Here is a 19977-nt window from a genome sequence, read left to right on the forward strand (position 1 = left end):
TACGATACATAAACGCAAACGCTGTTCTGCTGTGTGCTCGGAGCCCATGTCCGGCTAGCTGAGAGCAATGGCAGCATACCAAGATCACGCTCAAAGCTTGCTATGGGGGGTCTTTGCCAACTCCAATATCCGCAAACGATGCTTGGCAGCCATTTGTGCGTTGCGCAGCATTCGTCGAATTGGGCTCGGACCGATCATTTTCTGCGGCGGCGCTCAAGGTCCGGTTCGATCATTTTCCCGGCTTCGGGACAGGTCGAATACCACAACAGCAAGAGTCGCAAGTGTGTCGATCGAGCGCATGGACGGGCGTTCGCGGCACTTCGCCGGATGTCTCAGACGGCCTTCCATCCGGGGATTGTCTCCTTGATCCGCTTACCGTCCTTGTCTTCGTAGACCGAAACGAAGTTGATCTCGGTGATGATGTCCTCGTTCTTCGCCCCGCCCGGCACACGCAGCCGCGCCCTAGCGGAAGGCGTCAGCCCCAGCTCCGCCATAAACCGCCCCATGATCTCGAGCTGCTTGTTGGCGATGGCGAGCCAGGGCGACTGCTGGACGTAGCCCGAGGGCGCCTTAATCAGCGTCGGGCCTTTTGAGAGATGCTCTTCCGCCTCGACCCAGCGCGCCTATGCCTGACAGTACGCCGCAAGAGCCGCGCGGTCGGTGGTGGAAAGCACACCCATAACATGCAGCGGTGTCGCAAGCCTGCGCCATTCCTTACGCGCCACGTCCGTCAGATGCCCCGGGCAACGCGGCAGAGCGTCAGGCGCCACCGGCATGTCCGCGAGGTCGCCAGCCCTCGCCCTTGGCTTCGGCCCCCGGATCACGGTTGCTCTTCCCTGACAGCGGCATGCGGTGCACCGGCGCCTGCTAAGCGGTCAACACCGATGCGGTTCCTTTTTGCCGCGATCTCGTCGAGCAAGACTTTCAACTTGTCCGCGCCCCTGCCATCAGTTCCTTCCTCGACAACATGCGCCATCTCCGCTGTCTCGCGCCACCCCCCTTGCGTCTTCAAATAGAAAATCATTGAGGCGGTGTGCCCCGACCGTGCCTTCTGCAGCAGCCCGTTGGCGACATGGGCGATCGCTTTGGCCTTGCCCCTTTTATAATGCACGACAACCTCGTCGTCGCGCCCGAGAATCGCCTGGAATGTGGCACGCGAGATGCCAAAGTAGTCCGCGATCTGCGCCTGCGTCAGCAAGGCTGCAAGCGTCTCCACCTCCTGCACCTGTGACGGCGAGAGCGTGATCGTCGGGCGCGCCATCACGGCCCACACGACGCAAACAGGCGGCGCAATAAATAGCTGCGGGCCAGAGACACCGCGACGAAGGCCGCGCTGATCTTCAGGTTGTCCTGCAGCCCGACATTCAGGCCAACGGCCGGAAACACCACCAGCTGCGTTGCGAAGGCCAGCAGGTATCCCACCACGACATTCGTGGCGGCCTCCAGCAATGACAGGCGGTGTGACTGGCTCATGCCGCCTCCGCACCACGCTTGGTGGCAACCGCGTCGAACGTACCACCATCCCCGTCGAGGAGAGCGTTCTTGCCCGTGAAGGCCTGCCAGCGCTGCACCGTCACATCCACGTAGGCCGGGTCCAGTTCGATCGCAAGACACAGCCGCCCGCTGCTTTCGGCCGCGATGATCGAGGTGCAGGATCCGGAAAACGGCTCATAGATGGCCTGACCCGCCGACGCATTGTTCAGCATCGGCCGCCGCATACACTCCACCGGCTTTTGCGTGCCGTGAACCGTCGTCGCATCCTGATCCCGGTTTGGGATGGACCAGAGCGTCGACTGCCTGCGGTCGCCAGACCAGTGCCCGGTGCCGCGGACGGCATACCAGGCCGGCTCGTGCTGCCAGTGATAATGCCCAGCCTCAGCGTAAGCGATCAAATCGTAGATGCAGCTTTCTTTTGATGGCGGAAGCAAGCCCGCCTGACCCTGTTGCACGAGCCGATCACGCAATACTGACCAATCCAATGCCGGTGCTCGGCCTCGCTTGGCTTTTTGGGTGCGGGCAGGTTCGGAAGACCAAAGAAATCCTGCGCACATTCGCGCTTCGACGGGTTGGGTTTGCATAAGTCTTGGTGCAATCATCTCAGCAATTACGTCAGTGCGGCACCTTAGCGACACAAAATCACGGTATTCGTACAGGACTGAGTTTGATTTCCAGTCCGTAGTTAGCGGCAGCGCTGCAGATGGCAATAATTGAAATTCACCTGCATCTTCGTACCGCTGTCCCTCTTTCAGGTCGACCCATCTTTCAAAATCAATTCCGTCGATCTCAAGACTGCCGTCAACAATGGCAGTGAATATTCGCGCCCATGCCGCGTCAAAGAAAGGTGCAAAATCTGCGTTCACCGCTTTAACCAATTGCAGTTCATCTGCAAACTGCCGGAGCAATGACCGATGTTCCTTAATCTCTAAGGCGTTTAAATCGAACTCTTCGCCTTTTTGATTTAGTACCAAGAAGGGCGATGCCCCGCGCAGCTTTTCGACCTGTTCTTCCCGCCATTCAAGGTGATTAGATGCACAAATCTCCTGCGCTTCTGTATATCCGTGCCGAAATGGTATACCGGTGAATTTAAAATTGTTTTTGTCAAACAATGTGATTTCACTTTGGGGCTGGAAGTTACCCGGCATAAACTCCCAAGAAAACCTGTATTCCACCAAGGCTGGATAGGTGCTGGGTTGACACGCTTGTTCCGGAAGCTCCCATTCCGCTTCCGGCACCTCACCAATCGCAAGCCACTCGACCGCTTCTGAAAGAAAGCAATATTATGGAATTTCAATTGGACGGTAGTAATTTGGCATCTCAAACAGACATTTTTATGATGTTTGTTTGCGAGCCTATCACGTAATTTGACCACCGCTCCATCAAAGCCCGCCGCCTGTCCAGTAAATCCGACCGTGCATAAGCCCTTTCCACGTCTGACCCGACTAGGTGAGACAAGCTCATTTCCGATACCTCACGCGGCGCGTTTGCGACGTCGGACGCCCAATCCCTGAACGTGGACCGGAACCCGTGCACTGTGACGCCTTCGACCTGCATCCGGCGCAAGAGCATCAGCATGGACATGTTTGACAGCGGCCTATGGCGTTTCTGGCCCTCGAAAACATAGTCCGACTGCATCGCGCGCAGCGGTTCAATGATCGACAGCATTTCATCCGTGAGCGGCACGCGGTGATCCTCGCCCGTCTTCATGCGTATCGCCGGACAGGTCCACACGCGCGCGTCCAGATCAATCTCGCCCCACTGCGTGCCCAGCACTTCACCCGTGCGTGACCCGGTCAGGCAGGTAAACATCAGCGCCTTGGCAGACATCGCATTGCGCCCGCGTAGATCGGAATAAAATGCAGGCACGTCGCGCCAGTGCATCGCTTTATGATGGTTCACCTTCCCTTTCACCTTGGGCAATGCATGTGCTTCTTTGATCGCCGTCACGGGGTTTTCGCCGTCGCGAAACCCTTTCGAGCGTGCCACGTCCAGCACCGTCTTGATCCGCTGCGCCAAGCGCTTGGCCGTTTCGTGCTTTGCGGTCCAGATCGGGGCAAGACACATCATCACTTCGGGCTGGTTCACAGAATCAATCGGCATCCGGCCAATCTTGGGAAAAGCATAGTCGCGCAACGTGTTGATCCATTGCTGGCCATGCTTGGCGTTTTTCCATGTGGGCAAGCGGTCAATGTGGACCTGTTTGGCAAATTCTTCAAACGTCGGGATTTCGCGTTTGGCATTGAAACGCGGGTTCAGACCCGTTTTGGCCATGCGTCGATATTCCAGCGCCCGTTCGCGGGCTTGGTTGATCGTGACAATATCCGCGCCACCCAAACCAAAGTCGGTGCGAAGAGGCGCGCCCTTTTTATTCTTCTGACCCTTAACCACCACCCGCACGATCCAGCGTCGCGCACCGGAAGGGTCAACCACCAGATAAAGCCCATTGCCATCGCCGTGACGCCCAGCGCCAAGGTTCTCGACCAGTTTCTTCGTCAGCTTGCCAGATAGGGCCATTCCTAAAATACCACATTTTCTACCACTCAAGGAACGAAGATAGGCACCATCGAAAGAAACTCAAGGTAAAGCTGCGAACCCGTTAAACCCAACATTAAAAAAGAAAAAGGCCGCTCAAGGCGACCTTAACAAATTCAAGAAAATAGCAGTCTGGCGGAGCGACAGGGATTCGAACCCTGGAGACGGTCTCCCGCCTACACACTTTCCAGGCGTGCGCCTTCGACCACTCGGCCACCGCTCCGTGGGCGCGGTGTAGCCCGGCGATGATGTTCTTTGCAAGAGGCAAATTAGGGTTTGGCTTCCGGGTGTGTGATTTGTCAGTGGGTGATCCGGCACTCGGACTTTTGAAAAACCGCACAGTCTCAAGCATGCGCCTAAAAAAGTGAACTGAATTAGATCGCGGACTGAGAATATAGATACAAAAACACGCTCGAAAACCAAACCTCTTTCTGCTTTCGGGACGGCCCCGAACAAGCTGACGTCAGTCACTCTCGCTTGTATTGGTCTGCAGAACTTCCGGGTTGCGCAACCATACGTCGCGCTGTGCGAAGGGTATTTCAATGCCCTCTTCGGTAAAGCGCGCGGCAATTTCATGGTTAATGTCATTCTGGACCGAGAGTATCCAGTTTACATCCCGCAGGATGGCCCTGATTTCGAAATCCAACGAGTCCGCGCCAAAGCCCATGAAAACGACGTTGGGGGGAGGATTATTCAAAACCATCGGCTGAGCATTGGCGATCTCGCGCAAAATCCTGTCAACGCGCTTGGTGTCCGTGCCGTAAGCGACCCCGACCTTCACGATCAGGCGACCTATGGTGTTGCCGCGCGTATAGTTGGTGACTGTCCCTGCGATCAGGTCAGAGTTGGGCACGATAACGTCCGTGCGGTCAAATGTCTCGATGCGGGTGGACCGCACGGAGATGTGTTTCACCACCCCCATTTGACCACCGACCTCGATCCAGTCTCCTTCGGAGATAGGCCGTTCAACCAGCAGGATTATTCCGGAGACAAAGTTCGACACGATGGTTTGCAGGCCAAAGCCGATCCCAACAGACAAGGCCCCCGCAACAATCGCAAAGGCAGAGAGATCAACACCCGCAACCGTAACGGCGATAAGTGCTGCCAGAAAAATCCCCACATAGCCGATACCCGAAATCAGGGCATTCTGCCCACCGATATCAAGCCGCGTTTTCGGCAGCACATTCACCCGCAACGTGCTCTGCAAAAGGCGCGTGATTGTATAGCCAAGGACAAAGACAATTGCGAAGGTCAAAAAGTCAGAAGGCGAAATCCGTGTCCCGCCAATTTCGAACCCTGCCAGAAATCTGCCCCAGAGTTCTGTCAGATCGGTGACACGCGCGCCCCAGATCAGCGCCAGCAACGGAATGCTCGTCATAACAAGGAGGAACCCGGCGAATATCGCGATCAGACTATCGCGCGCTTCCACGCCCTGCCCCACAATCAGCCCGTATACATCAGCCGCAAAGCGCTGAAGCACCATCACCAGCCCAAGCACCAACAAGCTTAGAATGGTGGGGTATAGCATCGCGTTACCGGCCTCGGAATAGCCGATGGCTGCCATCACCGGGGCAAGCAGGCTGACTGCGATCAAAACGGTGCCAAAGAAACGCACAACACGCCCGACGCCCGGTTTCTGTGCGTGATCCTCGCCCTCTTCAACGTCCACAATGTCGTATTTGCGCAGCAACAGCCCGAGGAAGAAAAGCACAACGCCAAAGAGCACAACAACGGGAAACGCCGTGATCGCGAGTGTTTCGGGCGCTGCCTGCTCAAGATCAAACAAGACGGCGATTACCCCGCGCGCCACGAACAGCAGCGACAGAATAAGCATGTAAAACCGACCGGCCCGCCGGCCTTCCTGCGTCAGGCAGATCAATGCGTCTTCTTCTTCTCGCGCAAACAGTCGTTCAGCGAGCCACCGAAAACCCAACAACAGAAAGCCCAGGACAGGCATCAGGGATATCAGTTTTTCGAAGGTGTCGTCGAAAACGCCGGTCAGTAGAATGGCATGGGAAAAAATATAGATGCCCGCAAGTGGTAGAAAAATCCGCAGCAAGGAGACCAGAAAGCTCCATACCCCGGACCCACGCCCGCCAAAGCGGCGCATGTAATTTACCGCAATTCCGGCCCATAAACGGCCCCTGACAATCAGGGTCAGTGAAATCGCCAGCAACAACAGCACAAGGGGCAGTTTGTTCTGGAAATTCTCCTGATTGCGCTCGTCTGTGATACTGGCGAGATCATTCGCCAGATCCCGCAGGATGCGCTCACTGTCCGCGAAAGCAATGGGCCAGGTTTTCGGATTTAACGGCGAGGGTCCCAAAGACAGCAGACGGCGTGTGTCACGCTCTCTTACGATGGCGTCGATTTCGTTGATCAGACCGTCTGCGCGACGAAACGCAACATCCGCCGCAAGAATGGGCGCTTGCAGGTCTTCGAATTGCTGATCAAGGTCCGCCCTTGTCGCCGATATCTCTGCGGATTCCTCGCCGCTTTCGGGCACGGGTCCCAGCGCGTTGATCTGGGATCGAATGGTTGCGATGCGCGCCGAATTGGCCTGTCGTGCCAGATCAAACTCGCCTCGAAACGTCGAAAGCCGTTGCCTGAGCGTTTCTAGGTCTTCTGTGCTCAGATCTTCGGCCGCATCGATGCGTTCTTCCGCCCGGGATGCAGCATCCTCCCAAAACGAATAAAGCGAGTCGTCCTCGTCGCGGACCGCCAGATCCTGTGCCTGCGCCACGGCCGCCCACATCAAAACGGTCAACGTCAGCAAAAAGGGTATGAAACGTCTCATGCGTCTTCAAATACGACCGGAATGCTGGCAGGCGCGCGATCCAACCACGCCGGAACAGGCAGGCCCTTGCTCGCCAGAAACTCAGGATTGAAAAGTTTCGACTGATAGCGCGTGCCAAAATCGCACAGGATGGTCACAATCGTATGTCCCGGCCCCATGTCGCGCGCCATACGCATGGCCCCCGCGATATTCATTCCGGATGAGCCGCCCAGACACAGGCCCTCGTGTTCGAGCAGGTCAAAAACGATGGGCAGCGCCTCGGCGTCATGCACATTATAGCTGAAGTCAGGCGTGAACCCTTCAAGGTTCTTGGTAATCCGGATTTGCCCGATACCTTCGTTGATCGAGGACCCTTCGCTCATTTCGAGCACACCGCGCGTGTAATAATTATAAAGCGACGCGCCATCCGGATCGACCAGACCGATCTTGACCCCCTTGGGCTTGAGCGCCTCGGACACACCCGCAAGCGTGCCCCCTGAGCCCACGGCGCAGATGAAACCATCGACCTTGCCGCCTGTCTGTTCCCAGATTTCCGGCCCTGTGCCTTCGATATGCGCCTGCCTGTTGGCGGTATTGTCAAATTGGTTGGCCCAGATCACGCCTTCGTTTGTCGTGCGCGCCAGTTCATTGGCCAGCCGCTCCGAGTACCGCACAAAGTTGTTGGGGTTGCGATAGGGTGCTGCGGGCACCTGCACCAGTTCCGCACCGGCCAGCCGCAACATGTCCTTTTTCTCCTGACTTTGCGTTTCGGGAATGACGATCACGGTTTTGAAGCCCATCGACGCCCCCACAAGGGCGAGACCGATACCTGTGTTGCCCGCGGTCCCTTCCACAATCGTGCCGCCAGGTTTCAACATACCCTTTGCGATGGCATCCTTGATAATGAACAGGGCGGCGCGGTCCTTGACCGATTGCCCGGGGTTCATGAATTCGGCCTTGCCGAGGATTTCACACCCTGTTGCCTCACTTGCGGCTTTCAGCCGGATAAGCGGGGTGTTTCCGATTGCCTGCTCAAGATCGCGCGCGACACGCATCAGCCTGTCCTCTTTTTAGCCGAATTTCATTTACCTCTATCGGGGCACCCGCCCGACCTCAAGGCTTAGCAACGCGGACCTGTAATGGCGCCGTGCAAAAGAATGTGATGAACCGCCGCCACACGCCGCTTTAGATTTACGCTTTTTTGAGCCGCGCACGATGACGATCGAGCCAATATGCAGCCATGACCAGAGGCGCATTTGCCACCAGCAGATCATCACACATCTGCATCAGCTGCTCAAAAGGCAGGATATGCGAGCGGATGTCTTCATCCTCCGCCTCTTCCCCACCCAGACCGGCCGCGCGTTCCGGCAGATCAGCAAGCCCCACATATATGTAATAAAACTCTGATGAATTGCCCGGTGAGCAATAGGTTTCAGCCACGGCAATCAGTTCGCCCATCTCAAGACCGGCCTCTTCGACCGCTTCGCGCCTTGCCGCCGCCTCGGGTGCCTCGCCGGGGTCCAGACGGCCCGCGATGGGTTCAAGTTGCCACAGCGCCCGGTCCCCCCGTGCAAGGGGGCCCATGCGCATCTGTTCCACCAGCATGACGCAGTCCCGGACCGGATCGTAGGGCAGGACCAATGCCGCATCGGGCGCACGAAACACCGCGCGCTCCACCTGTGGCGTCATGGTCCCGTCAAAGCGCTGATGCCTGAGGTCATATTCCTCAAGCGCAAAATAATGCGCATAGGGTCGCCGCACGGCGTCAATCTGTGTGTCACCCATCAGCGTCATGGCACCGTGACGCGACTGTTTGGCGTTGATCTGTGACCACGCCCGCGCGCGGATCATCGGGAACATCCCAGCGACCTCATGGGGCCGCTTTGAATGGAGATAGTGCATCACTTCGGTTGCCGCGTGCACGCTCAACTCGCCCCAGTCCCTGATCCAATCATCGAGCGACCACGCGCCTTGCGGTGTCCACATGTCCGATTGCGGGAAATACGCCTCGGCAGTATCACCATTCTCAAGGGTGACGGGCGCAAGAGCGTATCCAAAGGCAGCTTCGTAGAACCCGAGCCGCGCGTGATCGTCCGGGGTGAGCCCGCTGATCACGGCCCCCTCGGCCCGCACGCCGTCTTGCGCCATGATCGTGGGAAAAGGCCCCTCGGCGACGGCCTGAACCGTATATCCCGGCAACACAGCCGCAGCGATTGTCACGTCATTGCTGTGCCCCAATACGGCATCCAGCAGCGGTCGATGTTGAAGTGTTCCGAACAGGAAAAGGTATCTCATGCCCGACTGTTAAAGGCTATCGCCACGTGCGCCAAGCGTATTCCGTGGCAAGCCCCGCAATGATACCGCCCGCCATCAGGGAAAACAGAACCAGCGGGTCCACCATGACAAGCGCGTATTCCGCCATGAACTGGAATATCGCCGCCATCGCGGTAAAGAACCCATTGTACCAATTGTCCATCGCCCGGTCGAACATCTGGTAGCTGGCGTGCAGCAGCAACCCCCAAATGACCAGGACCAACGCGCCGCTCAACCCGTTGTTGATCGCCGCAACCACACCACGACCAGCGCGTTTGCCCATCACTGTCCAGCCGCAGACAATGCCCAGTATCGCGTTGATATAGGCGAATGATCCGAAGGCCGTGCTTTCCGGCATCAGCGGCTTGATCTGCAGTGACACGACATAGGCAAGCGCGCCAATGCAAATGGCGGCGATCAATCTGGCGGCGTCGGGCATAACCAACCTCGGATACTCATGTGCGAACCTCATCTCCGGCTTTTTGCTAAGCCGAGAATGGTCCGATCATGTCACTGAAGCGTGTAAAAACTAAGGCAGAAGCGTGGCGACTTTTGCGCGCGAGATCAGGCCGGACGCTTGATCGTGATCTGCGTCACATCGCAATTTGCGGTTTCGAACGCCGCCGCACAGGACGTCAGATAGTAGTTCCACATGCGCCTGAATCGTTCATCAAAGCCCATCGCACTGACCTGATCCCACTTTTCATTAAACGTCTCGTGCCAGCGCTTGAGCGTGATCGCATAGCTCTGGCCGAACTCGACGGAGCGTTCGACCCCCATGCCCGCACGCACGACTTGATCCTTCAGCGCGCTGGGGCTGGGCAGCATGCCGCCGGGAAAGATATATTTCTGAATGAAATCGACGTCGTTGCGATAGGCTTCCCAGCGGTCATCTGCGACGGTAATGATTTGCAGCGTCGCGGATTTGCCCGGTTTCAACCGGTCCCTGACCTTACTGAAGTAGGTCGGCCAGTATTTTTCACCCACGGCCTCGAACATCTCAATGCTGGCAATGCCATCGTAGGACCCGCTTTCATCCCGATAGTCTTGCAGCTTGAAGTCGACCAGATCAGAAAGCCCAGCTTTTTCAATTCGTTCCTTGGCGTACTTAAACTGCTCTTCACTGATTGTGAGGCAAGTCACCCTAAGCCCACGCTCCTTAGCGGCGTATTCCGCAAAACCGCCCCAACCGCAGCCTATCTCCAGAATATGGTCGCCCGGTTTAGCGCCGATTTCATCCACCATCAGCTTGTATTTTGCAGTTTGTGCCGCTTCGAGGCTTTCCTGCCCCGTTTCAAACAGCGCCGAGGAATAGGTCATGCTGTCATCGAGCCACAATCCGTAGAAATCATTTCCCAGATCATAGTGATAGCTGATGTTCTTGCGCGCTTGCGCCTTGTGATTGCGTTGCAGCCAAAACCGCAGCCTTTCGAACAATTGCACCAGTTTCTGTCCGGGATAGCCGTTGTACATGTCGTCATTGTCGCTGTTCACAAGATCCATGAAGGCCTGCAGGTCGGGCGTAGACCACCAGTCGTCCATATAGGCCTCGGAAAACCCGACGTATCCCTCTCGGACCAGCCGCGCGAAAAGGTCGGTATTCTTGACCTCAAGCACAGCGATTGGGCCGGGCAAGGTTCCGCTGGCGGAAAACGTCCGTCCATCCGGCAGGATGATGTCCAGACGCCCGGCCTTGATTTTCTGAGCAACTTTAAAGCTTTGCACGAAATAGCGCGGCAAGTTTGTCTGGCCGTCTGTCGATGTCAGGATCATGAATGAGGTGCTCGTTTCTTGCCGCGTGTTAACAGATCATTAAGACAGAGTTAGGGCTGTAATCAAGCGTTTCAAACGATTAAAACCCTCTATTTTCATAGGCTTCCAAAGCACGTTTACGGCCCTCATCTGCCGCCACAACCGGGGCGGGATATTCCTGATCGCCGCTCAGACCCCATGCGCGCGGGATTGCATCATAAAACGACAGCGCGGTTTCTGAGGGCGCACGCCGCCCCTGCGCGATCCAACGCTTTACGTATTGGCGGTCCTTGTCGAACTTATCCAGCTGTGTCACGGGGTTGAACACTCTAAAATAGGGCGTCGCGTCGGGGCCAGAACCTGCAGACCACTGCCAGCCCATTGCGTTACTGGCCGGGTCCCAGTCGATCAGACAGCCCTCGAACCATTTCAATCCGATCTTCCAATCGCTCAGGAGATGTTTGGTCAGGTAACTCGCCACAATCATGCGACCCCGGTTGTGCATCCTGCCCGTCACATAAAGCTCTCGCATGGCGGCATCCACAAACTGGATACCCGTGCGCCCCTGTTGCCAGCGCATGACGGCCTCGGTCGTTTCATCCCGGTTCCAAGGGAAACTATCCCAGCCCTCTTTCCAGTTGTCCGTCAGAATGCGCGGCGTGTGGTGCATCAGGTGATAGGCAAATTCGCGCCAGACCAGTTCCTTTAGGAACGTCTCAGCGCCGGGTTTCCCCTCTTGGCGCGCGCGCAGCCCGGCGTGCCAGCATTGATGCGGGCTTATTTCTCCAAGGGCGAGGTTTTCCGACAGCCCCGATGTGCCATCGACGGCAGGCTGATCGCGGGTTGTGTCATAGCGTGCAACAATCTTGTCGATAAAAGTGCTGAGGCGCGTTTGTGCGGCGGCCTCCCCCAGCCGGACGTAGGGTGCAACCACTGCCGCGCCACGATCCATCGCAGCGCCCATGTTCCAATCGCTGAGCGCTTCGCTGCTTGGCCACGCGTCGGGTGCCGGGATCTTTGCCGGTGCCGACAGGGGCGCGTCAACATCGCGGTTTTTGACCATGTTCCAGAAGGGCGTATAGACTTTGTAAAACCCGCCCGTCTTGGTTTCCACGGTCCAGGGTTCAAACATCAGGTGCCCCCCGAAAGAGCGCGCATCGATGCCGTCCTGCTTGAGTGCCGCCTTGAGTTCGGTGTCGCGGTCCACCGCAGCCGGGTCATAGAGGCGTGTCCAGAACACGGCCCCTGCCCCCGTCTCTTGAACGAGCGTTCGGAGCGTTTCAAGCGCCGGACCGCGCCTCAGGATCAAGCGGCTGTTGAGGCCCTCCAGCGTTTCTGACAGATGGTCGATCCCAAGACCGAGACGCCATTTGGGTGCCGCACCAAGCGTCTCAACCTGATCGTCGTGGATGAATACGGGAATGACCGGATTGCCAGATTTGACGGCAGCGTTCAATGCGGGGTGATCGCTCAGACGCAGATCGCGCCGGAACCAGACCAAAACGGGAGATGTGCTCAAGCCGTAACCCTTCTGAATTTATTATAACTTTTACGCGCGCGATCCTGCCTTGGATCAGTCCTGCCGCTCACAACACCTTGTCCAGAGCATCAATCAGCTGCGCGACTTCCTCAGCGGTCGTGTAATGCGTGAAACTCAGGCGCAACACGCCAAGGCTGTCGTCGACCCCCATGCCCGAAAGCGCGCGGCCTGCATAGAAATCACCGCCACCCGCCATCACCCCATAGCGCGACAGTTCAGCTGCCACATCCTCGCCCGGACGCTCAAGCGCGAGGGCCACCGTTGGCGCGCGACCTGCGGCGTCCATCGGGCCAATCAGACGCACCGAATTGCGCCCGCTCACCGCATCGAGCAAGGGCGCAAGCAACGCTTCTTCATGGGTGCGCATAAGGTCATGCACCGCGCGCCCCCGCTCTGCGGGACTAGCAGGTCCGCCAATGTGATGATCAAACAGCGCGTCAATATAATCGGCCATGCCCGCGCAGGCAGCAACCTGTGCGTGATCGGGTCCGGCGGGTGTGAACCTTTTGTATAAGGCATCGCCGTTAAATTCGTGGCCCTGATTGGGCAACAGTCCCCCAAGAACGCGGCGGATCACCATCAGACCCTGATGGGGACCATAGGTTTTATAGGCCGAAAACAGATAGATGTCCGGCCCGAGAGAGCCGACATCCACAAACCCATGCGGCGCATAAGACACCCCATCCACACAGACGAAGGCGCCTGCCGCATGGGCAAGCGCGGTAATCTCGATCACCGGGTTGATCTCTCCCACGACATTTGAGCAGTGCGGGAAACACACAAGACGCACGTTTTCATCCAGCAAGGCTTCGAGGTCCTCCGGGTCAAGATGCCCGGTGACCGGGTCCACACGCCATTCGCGGATATCGATGCCGCGTTTGGCCAAGCGCCGCCATGGCCCGGTGTTTGCCTCGTGGTCCTGATTGGTGACGACAATCGCTTCGCCCGGTTGCAGGAACTCGGCAAAGGCCTGCGCCAGCACATAGGTGTTTTGCGTCGTGGACGGACCAAAGCTCAGCTCATCGGTTTCAACACCAAGCAGAGCGGCCATGCGGCTGCGCGCTTCATCCATTTCCTCGCCTGCGAGCGCGCTGGCCACATAAGGGGCGTAGGGTTGCACCTTACGTTCCGTGTAAAATCGCGTCAGGCGGTCGATCACATGTTTGCACGTATATGACCCCCCCGCATTCTCGAAAAACGCCTGCCCCTGCAAGGCGGGCACCTGAAACGCGGGGAACTGCGCGCGCACGAAATCTGAATCTAGTCTCATGATGGCAAAGTTGTCCGCGGCGCAGGGAGCGTCAAGCACCTTTCTGCATGAGAAACCGAACTCTGCACGGAAAAGGGCCGCAGCGTGAACTGCGGCCCTCTTTCACGTTGATACAGGCCTTTACTCGGCAGGCGTTGCATCCGTGTCGATGACAGCCGGAATGCCAGCTGCCTCACGGCGCCCGTCATTGTAAATCGCTTTGATCAACGAAATGCACATCAGCACCATCACGATCGAGAATGGCAATGCACCGATGACCATGGCGGTCTGAATGGCGGATGTCCCGCCCGACAGCAACAGACCTGCGACCACGAGACCCAAAGCGGCACCCCAGAAAAGGATATGAGGCCGTGCTTTTGGACCTTCGTCGCCCCCGGCGTTGATCGTGTTTACGATCAGTACCGCAGAGTCAGCAGACGTCACGAGGAACGTCATCAGCAGAACAACGATCAAAAAGGCCATGCCCCATGCCAGCGCGTCGGCAATCGGTGCGAGCATGAATTCGGTCATTGCAAAGATCTTGTCACCATTGGCGGCATCAAAAATCACACCATTCGCGCCACCGTTCAATTCAAGATCAATCGCGGTGCCGCCAGCCCATGCGAACCAGACAAAGCACATCAGCGATGGTACGATCATCGCGCCCAGCACGAATTCACGGATGCTGCGACCGCGCGAGATACGCGCAAGGAACAGTCCCACGAAGGGTGCAAATGCGATCCACCAAGCCCAGTAGAACACGGGCCACCAGCCCTGCCACTGCGCCAACAGGAAGGCTTGCGATCCCTCGACACCATCAGACTGCCAGACGTTGAAGCTCATCTGTGGCAAGGCCAGCAGATAATCAATCAGCCCAAGGAACATCGCTGACGCCCCGAACCATGTCGCTCCAAACAGGATGAAGAAGCCAAGGAGGAATATGGACAGCACCATGTTGATGTTGGACAGCCACTTGATCCCCTTGCCCACACCCGAAAGTGCTGAAAGCGTTGAAGCGCCCATGATCACAAGCAATGCGACGACAATACCAACAAAGGTGGCACCCCCTTCTGCATCGACCAGACCACCAATACCGATCCGCGTCAGACCAGCCACGAATTGCTCAACACCAAAGCCGAGCGTTTGCGCGACACCAAGAATGGTCGCAACCACAGCGACGATGTCGATCATATGGCCCAATTTGCCCGACAAAGCTTTGCCAAACAGAGGCGTCAGCGCTGACCGGATCGTCAGTGGCAATCCGCGCCGGTAGCTGAAAAATGCCAGCGACAAGCCACAAACCGCATAACAGGCCCAGGCCCCAAGACCCCAGTGCAAGAAGGACCATTTATAGGCCATACGCACGTTGTCGGCGGCGCCACCCGTCGTAAGGCCCTGAATTGTTTCAGGATTGCTGCCGAAATGTGCGACCGGTTCGGCCACGGCCCAGGTCAACATGCCCACGCCGATACCGGCACCGAACATCATCGAAAACCACGAAAAATTTGAAAACTCAGGTTTTTCACCATCCATGCCGAGGTTCATTTTGCCCGCTGTCGGCCATAGTGCCAACCCGAGGCAGACGATGATAAAGAAAGCGACCGTCCAGATGTACCACCCCGCCGCATTCGCAAGAATAACGGTATTGAGATCACTGAGGACCCGGCCTGACTGCGTCGGCCAGAAGATACACCAGACGACCAATACGCTGATGATGATTTTACTGGCCACCGTCACATCGACGCTGAAGCCGCGGTAAAATCCCTTGTCTGCCGTTTTGATCGGCAGATCAGAAAGTGGGGGTTTAAGAGCCATTTTTTTACTGTTCCCTGTTCGTTATTGTTTCTTAACGCTAATTGAGCTGCCCGACGGACAACGAAGAGAAACGACAGTTTTGCAGGCCAAAACGCCGCAATCAGTCATGAAGATACAAAAACCGCCCCTTATGCTCTTGGGGTCAGTATCATGATCCTGCCCATCGGTAGGCAGCAATAGTTGCACAAAAAAAGAACGGATGTCACCCGTTTAAGTCCAAAACCACTCATCCTGCGAAAAATGGACTCATTTGTGCTACTCTGTCTCAGAAATAAAAAACGCGCTGAAACAGCGTTTCGAAAACAGGGAAACAAAAATGACAGTCAAACCCCCATTCACGGACCTTGAGATCAACACTCAGGACTCCGGCTTTTACGAAGGCTACAGCCTTCCCATCGCGCTGGTCTCAAAGATCGGCATGGTGCTTCTGGTCCTCTGGGCATTGGTTTTTCCTGCCGGTGCTGGGGCGATCTTGGCGGATGTGAACAGCACGTTGCTGAACTCATTCAATACTTTTTACATCCTCTCTGTGGGGGCCTTTGCGTTTTTTCTGATCATTGTCGCAATCATCCCCGCGACAGGAAAACGCGTTCTCGGAACACCCGGACAAAGGCCTGAGTTTTCCAATTTCAGCTGGTTCTCCATGATGTTCGGCGCAGGTCTCGGCGTGGGTCTGATGACATTTGCAACGGCAGAACCGCTTGGTTTGTGGGGATCAAATCCCTCGGTGGTATCGGGTGAAGTCACGGGCAACACACCCGAAGCGCTGCAGTCCACGTTCCGCTACACCTTCCTGCACTATGGGTTCCATGCCTGGGCCATCTATGTGGTGACCGGGTTGAGCCTGGCTTATTACGCCTACACCCGCGGCATGCCATTGACGATCCGTTCGGCGCTGACACCTCTGATCGGTCGGTTTGCAAACGGGGCCTTTGGCCACCTGATCGACGTTCTGGGCGTTGTGGCGACCATTCTGGGCGTGTCGGTCACGATCGGTTTCGGCGTCAGCCAGCTGGTGGATGGTGTATATTCAATCACCGGTGCCGAATGGATGATGGATACAACGGGCGACACCCCTGTTGCGACCAAGGCGGGCCTGATTGCAGCGCTTGTTGTCATCATGGGCATGTCGATCATCTCGGCCGTGTCAGGTGTGGGGCGCGGCGTGAAATACCTGTCGAACCTCAACCTCGTCCTGTCGCTGATCCTGCTGATGACATTCGTGATCTTTGGCTCGTTCTTTTTTGCCATGACGACCTATGCGACCGCCCTGATCGACTATCTGCTGCATTTTGTGAACCTGAGCTTTGAGGCCTATGCGCCGCTGGCGCAGGATGCCTTTGCAACCGCAGCGCCTGCTGCGGTGCAGGCCCTGCCCGCCGAAGAGTTGTCCGCCGTCTATTCGGGCGCCACCAACCAGTGGGGCAGCTATGCAGGCTTTACAGGCGGGCTTGAAGGGGCCGCTGCCGCCCTGCCCGCTGCCGATCTGGACGCCGCCTATGCGGCTGGCGAACAGGGCCGTTTGTTCGGATGGCAAGCAGGATGGACGACATTCTACTGGGCGTGGTGGATTGCATTCTCGCCCTTTGTGGGGTTGTTCCTTGCGCGTATCTCGCGGGGCCGCACGGTGCGCGAATTTGTGCTGGGCGCCGTTTTCGCGCCTGCGCTTGTGTGTTTTGCATGGATGACGATCTTGGGCGGTACCGCGATTGATCTTGAGATCAATGGCGGTGCGGATGGCGTGATCATTGCGGCCTCAAATTCGGCCAAGTTGTTCGTCACGCTTGAGCAAATGCTGTCTGGTGGCGTGCTGCAAGCGCTGATCATCATGTGCGTTGTGCTGATCATGACCTTTCTCGTGACGTCGGCGGACTCCGGTATTCTGGTCATGAACACCATCATGTCCGGTGGTGCAGAAGAAACCGGCGTCAAGCATCGGATCATCTGGGGTGTTATCCTGACTTTGGTGATTGGCACCTTGCTTTTGGCGGGCGGTGGCGGGTTATCCGCGCTGCAAAACGCCATGATCATCGGGGCGCTGCCCTTTACCATGATTATGGTGTTGATGGTCTTGTCGCTCATCAAGGCGCTGTTCAACGACGGGCGCCGTGACAAAGCAGGTATCGGCGATGCCGCAGCACAGCCAGCCGAATAACCCCGTCTGATCTAAATTACGCTAGCGCGCCACAGTGTGGCGCGCTGTCTTGTCTAATACATGCGTTTTAATGCGCCCGGTTGTCGGAACATTCAGCGCAGTCCAAAGGTGTCGGATCACCCGGTGACCCAAGGCCGGACAATCGATCCGGAAGAACGAAACCGCTTGGTTTATGCGTTTACGTCAACCACCACCCGGCCCTTTACCTGACCTTTGAGGATATCGCTGCCGAGCTTGGGCAGGTCCGAAAGGGTTGCGGGCTGCACCATCGCTTCGAGCTTGTCCATCGGCAGATCACGCGCGATCCGTTCCCAAGCCCGTACCCGGTTGTCATAGGGCTGCATGACGGAATCAATGCCCAGCAGGTTCACACCGCGCAACAGAAACGGGATCACTGTGGCAGGCAGACCCGCGCCGCCGGCCAATCCAACCGCTGACACCGATGCACCATATTTCATCTGCCCCAGCACCCGCGCGAGCATGGCACCCCCGACCGCATCGACGCAGCCGGCCCATGTCTCAGCTTCAAGCGGGCGTTTGACGGTCTCGTTGATCTCGTCACGCGCAACAATCTGCGTAGCCCCAAGGGATTTAAGGTAATCCCCGGTTTCGGGCCGCCCGGTGACACCCGCCACTTCATGGCCCAGATTTGCGAGGATCGCGACCGCGACCGACCCGACACCGCCTGCAGCCCCGGTCACCAGAACCGGCCCGTTGCCCGGTGTCAGACCGTGATCTTCAAGCGCCATGACCGCCAGCATCGAGGTGAAACCTGCCGTTCCCACGGCCATGGCTTGCCGCGTGTCCAGACCCGCAGGCAGTGGCACCAGCCAATCCGCCTTGACGCGCGCCTTCTGAGAATATCCGCCCCAATGCGCCTCGCCCACGCGCCAGCCTGTCAGCACGACTTTGTCGCCGGGCGCGTAACGTGCGTCCTCGGACGTCTCGACTGTACCCGCGAAATCAATCCCCGGAATATGCGGATAATGACGGACCAAACCGCCGCCAGGCCCAATGCACAGGCCATCCTTATAGTTCACCGTCGAATATTCGACCGCAACCGTGACCTCACCAGCGGGCAATTGATCAACGGTCATCTCTTCGACTGCCGCCGACGTCTTGCCGCTCTCTTCGTCCTTGTTGACCACAAGCGCCTTAAACATTCAGTTCTCCTATCCGGGGACTGTGCCCCTGTTATTGTGTTGGACGCCTCTGCCGAAAACCGCGGCAAAAGCAAAACCTGTCAGTGCCAGAAACCGGCCTGCACGGTCGCCTCGCGCGCGCCATCCGGCGTTTCAACGCGCAGCTTGGTGCCGGTATCCCAATGGGTCATGCGCACCATGCCGATGGCGACATTGGTCTGATGATCCGGGCTCCAGGCGGCAGATGTGAGCTGCCCGACCCGCGTATCACCGGCGTAGAGCCCCCAGGCACGGTCACACAGCGGCAACTGGTCGCCTTCGACCGCAATCGCTCTGATTTGTTGGACCGGGCCTTCCTTGGCCACGCGCAACAAGGCATCCCGACCGATACAGCCGATGGCCGTCTGTGTATCACAAAAGCGCCCAAGCCCGCATTCATGTGGCGTGTTGTCATCCGTCATGTCGTTGCCATAAGACAGCAATCCGCCCTCGATCCGTTCAATGCCATTGGGGCACCCTGCCCGCACATTCAGGTCCTCGCCCGCCTTGAACAGCGCATCCCATAGCGGCATCGCGATATCTGCGCCCTCGACATAGACCTCAAAACCGCCCTGTTTGGAATAGCCCGAACGCGCCACCACCATTTCACGCCCTTCAAATGCAAAGAGACCAAAGCGGAAAAACTTGATGTCACGGATGCTGTCGCCAAAGATACGGGCGGCCAGCTCGTCCGCCTTAGGACCCTGAATGGCCAGCGGGCTGACATCGGGTTCATCAATCAGCACATCCAGCCGATAGCCATTGGATATCCCCTTGACCCACAACAGCAGATCACTGTCCGCAATGGAAATCCACCAGCGATCTTCTGCCAGTTTGACCGCCACCGGGTCATTGAGCATGCCGCCTGTCTCATCCACGATCGGGATGTAAAAGCACCGCCCCGGCAACATGCCACGCAGATCGCGCGGGGTCAGCATTTGCATCAGGCGGGCCGCATCCGGGCCGCGCAGTTCGACCTGACGCTCGACCGAGACATCCCAGACCTGCACATGTTCCTTGAGGTGACGGTAGTCAGCCTCCACGCTTTCAAAAACGGTTGCCAGTAGCATCCTGTTGTAGACCGTGTAGGCCTTGACCCCTGCGGCCTCCACACCATCAGAAAAAGGTGTGCGGCGTAGTCTGCGCGATGGAGAGATAAGTGCCATA

Annotated in this window: 15 protein-coding genes, 1 tRNA gene and 1 pseudogene; 1 reads left to right on the forward strand and 16 read right to left on the reverse strand. The window is 57.4% G+C overall.

Annotation, left to right across the window (positions count from 1 at the left end):
• Positions 1 to 332 precede the first annotated feature (332 nt).
• From RLO149_RS23150 to RLO149_RS10830, 14 genes and pseudogenes are all read right to left on the reverse strand, one after another.
• Positions 333 to 776, reverse strand: a pseudogene (locus RLO149_RS23150) (phage terminase small subunit P27 family).
• A 44-nt stretch (positions 777 to 820) separates the two neighbouring features.
• Complete coding sequence (locus RLO149_RS10770) at positions 821 to 1261, reverse strand: hypothetical protein (protein WP_013962120.1); 441 nt, start codon at positions 1259 to 1261, stop codon at positions 821 to 823.
• Positions 1261 to 1473, reverse strand: a complete 213-nt coding sequence (locus RLO149_RS10775; RefSeq protein WP_013962121.1) for a DUF7220 family protein — start codon at positions 1471 to 1473, stop codon at positions 1261 to 1263. Before RLO149_RS10775 ends, RLO149_RS10770 begins: the two co-directional genes overlap by 1 nt.
• Positions 1470 to 2642: a DNA methyltransferase gene (locus RLO149_RS23550; protein WP_013962122.1), complete on the reverse strand. Its 1173-nt coding sequence runs from the start codon at positions 2640 to 2642 to the stop codon at positions 1470 to 1472. The genes RLO149_RS10775 and RLO149_RS23550 overlap by 4 nt, the downstream gene beginning before the upstream one ends.
• A gap of 172 nt (positions 2643 to 2814) precedes the next feature.
• Positions 2815 to 4011 (reverse strand): tyrosine-type recombinase/integrase, encoded by a 1197-nt coding sequence (locus RLO149_RS10785; RefSeq protein WP_013962123.1) that lies wholly within the window; start codon positions 4009 to 4011, stop codon positions 2815 to 2817.
• A 151-nt stretch (positions 4012 to 4162) separates the two neighbouring features.
• Positions 4163 to 4252: transfer RNA gene (locus RLO149_RS10790), tRNA-Ser, on the reverse strand.
• Positions 4253 to 4492: 240 nt separating this feature from the next.
• Positions 4493 to 6826, reverse strand: a complete 2334-nt coding sequence (locus RLO149_RS10795) for a DUF3772 domain-containing protein (protein ID WP_013962124.1) — start codon at positions 6824 to 6826, stop codon at positions 4493 to 4495.
• The gene (locus tag RLO149_RS10800) at positions 6823 to 7860 is read right to left on the reverse strand and encodes a cysteine synthase A (RefSeq protein WP_013962125.1); all 1038 of its coding nucleotides are present in this window, start codon (positions 7858 to 7860) and stop codon (positions 6823 to 6825) included. Before RLO149_RS10800 ends, RLO149_RS10795 begins: the two co-directional genes overlap by 4 nt.
• A 136-nt stretch (positions 7861 to 7996) precedes the next feature.
• Positions 7997 to 9100: an NUDIX domain-containing protein gene (locus tag RLO149_RS10805; protein WP_013962126.1), complete on the reverse strand. Its 1104-nt coding sequence runs from the start codon at positions 9098 to 9100 to the stop codon at positions 7997 to 7999.
• A gap of 16 nt (positions 9101 to 9116) precedes the next feature.
• The gene (locus RLO149_RS10810; protein WP_342626635.1) at positions 9117 to 9590 is read right to left on the reverse strand and encodes a TrgA family protein; all 474 of its coding nucleotides are present in this window, start codon (positions 9588 to 9590) and stop codon (positions 9117 to 9119) included.
• A 92-nt stretch (positions 9591 to 9682) separates the two neighbouring features.
• On the reverse strand, positions 9683 to 10891 hold the full coding sequence (locus tag RLO149_RS10815) for an SAM-dependent methyltransferase (protein ID WP_013962128.1): 1209 nt from the start codon (positions 10889 to 10891) through the stop codon (positions 9683 to 9685).
• 79 nt (positions 10892 to 10970) lie between these two features.
• Complete coding sequence (locus RLO149_RS10820; protein WP_013962129.1) at positions 10971 to 12389, reverse strand: cryptochrome/photolyase family protein; 1419 nt, start codon at positions 12387 to 12389, stop codon at positions 10971 to 10973.
• Positions 12390 to 12456: 67 nt separating this feature from the next.
• Positions 12457 to 13680 carry an aminotransferase class V-fold PLP-dependent enzyme gene (locus RLO149_RS10825; RefSeq protein ID WP_044025638.1) on the reverse strand — a complete coding sequence of 408 codons (1224 nt, stop codon included), beginning with the start codon at positions 13678 to 13680 and terminating at the stop codon, positions 12457 to 12459.
• 120 nt (positions 13681 to 13800) lie between these two features.
• The gene (locus RLO149_RS10830) at positions 13801 to 15474 is read right to left on the reverse strand and encodes a BCCT family transporter (RefSeq protein WP_013962131.1); all 1674 of its coding nucleotides are present in this window, start codon (positions 15472 to 15474) and stop codon (positions 13801 to 13803) included.
• Positions 15475 to 15790: 316 nt separating this feature from the next.
• Between RLO149_RS10830 and RLO149_RS10835 the strand changes: the two genes are divergently transcribed.
• Positions 15791 to 17629, forward strand: coding sequence for a BCCT family transporter (locus tag RLO149_RS10835; RefSeq protein ID WP_013962132.1), 1839 nt, complete (start codon positions 15791 to 15793; stop codon positions 17627 to 17629).
• Between the two features lie 170 nt (positions 17630 to 17799).
• Here the strand turns inward: RLO149_RS10835 and acuI are convergent, their stop codons facing one another.
• Both acuI and RLO149_RS10845 read right to left on the reverse strand, forming a co-directional pair.
• Positions 17800 to 18792, reverse strand: coding sequence for an acryloyl-CoA reductase (gene acuI, locus RLO149_RS10840; protein ID WP_013962133.1), 993 nt, complete (start codon positions 18790 to 18792; stop codon positions 17800 to 17802).
• A gap of 80 nt (positions 18793 to 18872) precedes the next feature.
• Positions 18873 to 19976 carry a dimethylsulfoniopropionate demethylase gene (locus RLO149_RS10845; RefSeq protein WP_013962134.1) on the reverse strand — a complete coding sequence of 368 codons (1104 nt, stop codon included), beginning with the start codon at positions 19974 to 19976 and terminating at the stop codon, positions 18873 to 18875.
• Between the last annotated feature and the right edge of the window lies 1 nt (position 19977).

Origin of the sequence: Roseobacter litoralis Och 149 (assembly GCF_000154785.2) — a bacterium.
Lineage (GTDB): Bacteria > Pseudomonadota > Alphaproteobacteria > Rhodobacterales > Rhodobacteraceae > Roseobacter > Roseobacter litoralis.